This is a genomic window from Streptomyces sp. NPDC037290 (genome assembly GCF_055603245.1).
The window spans coordinates 1-1496 of record NZ_JBVJVZ010000133.1 but is presented as its reverse complement, the minus strand read 5'-3'; the positions used below and the strand labels follow the sequence as shown (position 1 = coordinate 1496).

At 70.9% G+C, this 1496-nt stretch carries 2 protein-coding genes; one reads left to right on the top strand and one right to left on the bottom strand.

The genetic code is table 11. From position 1 onward, the window contains the following. On the bottom strand, positions 1 to 617 hold a 617-nt coding region (locus ACZ7HQ_RS45420; RefSeq protein WP_471003486.1), incomplete at its 3' end, for an alpha/beta fold hydrolase. Between the two features lie 202 nt (positions 618 to 819). On the opposite strand from ACZ7HQ_RS45420, the gene ACZ7HQ_RS45415 reads away from it, so the two are divergent. Then, entirely contained in the window at positions 820 to 1398 is a 579-nt protein-coding gene (locus ACZ7HQ_RS45415) for an ALF repeat-containing protein (protein WP_471003483.1), read from the top strand. Positions 1399 to 1496 lie beyond the last annotated feature (98 nt).

Below are 1496 nucleotides of genomic sequence, written 5' to 3'. Positions count from 1 at the left end.
ATGTCGTGCAGCACAAAAGCAAGCCGCTCCGCCGGACTGAGCGACTCCAGCACCATGAGCAGAGCAAGCCCCACCGAGTCCGCCAGCAGCGCCTCCTGCTCGGGATCGGAACCGTCCTCCCGACCGATCACCGGATCGGGCAGCTGCTGCTCCAGGGGCTCCTCGCCGCGCCGCTTGCGCACACGGAGCATGTCCAGGCAGACACGGCCGACCACCGTCGTCAACCAGCCCCCGGGGTTGTCGATCCGGCGGTCGTCGGAGCCCGCCAGGCGCAGCCAGGTCTCCTGGACAGCGTCGTCCGCCTCGGTCAGAGAGCCGAGCAGGCGGTACGCCACCGCCCGGAGATGCGGCCGGACATAAGCAGCCCTGGAGACATCGCGCGGATAACGCCCGCTCGCGCCGTGCCCCCGTTGATCGACCGCGACGACCCGATACCGGCCACCGAGCCGCGAGGCCACCGCTTCCCACTCACCCGCATGACCGGCCAAGCCGTGCAACAGCCCAACCGGCTGCTCCCGCCCGCCCCAGTCCCGACAGGCAAGTCGAACGCCGTCACGCACCACCACACGCTCAGACCACACCACGACCACCCCCAGGAATCGACTCGTCTCGATCATCCCCCCCGCAGCCACGAGCCTCACTCGAAGCGCCCCAGACAGCGAGGCTGCGACGACACGAAGCCCCGGCCACAGCCAGAGCCGCGAAGCCCTGGCCGTTGGGACAACCGCCGCTGTCATACCCGCATGGCAGCATGACCAAGGTGGACGCCCTGATGCGCCCTCAACTCCCCTGCCAACGCTTTGAACAGGAGTTCTCCCCTTGCGACTGCACCGCGTAGCACCCGTCATCGCCGCAGGCATCCTCGCCCCGGCGCTGCTGCTCGCCACCCCGTCCTTCGCCGCCGATACGGCACCGACCGCAGTGACGGCGCCCGCGTCCGCGGACGAACCGGACGCCGACGACCTTCGGGTGGCGATAGCCCGGATCCTCGCCGACCCGGACAGCGGCCGCCGTGTGACACGCGAGGCCAACGCCCTCCTCGACGCCAACGACCCGGCAGCGATGCGCGCCTGGCTGGAGAGCGGCTACCGCGCCGCCCAGGCCGAAGACGACCATGTCGCCATCACGCGCCTGCTCGGCGACCCCGACAGCGGCCGGCGCGTCATCGCCGAGGTCAACGCCCTCCTGGACGCCAACGACTCCGACGCGATCCGCGCCTGGCTGGAGAACGGCTACCGCACCGCCCAGGCCGAGGACGACCGCGTCGCCATCGCCCGCATCCTCGCCGACCCCTCGATCAGCCCAGCCCTGCGCGCGGCAGCCGGCGCCGCCCTCGACGACAACACACCCGAAGCACTGCGCCACTTCCTGGAAGTCGGCAGGTACCAGATCGCCTGACCCGCACAACGCCAAGACACAGCGTCCCGCCTGACCGGACGACCTCCATCGAGGCTCGGCCGGGCGAAGGGAGGGCGGGCTGAGAGACAGGGACCCCG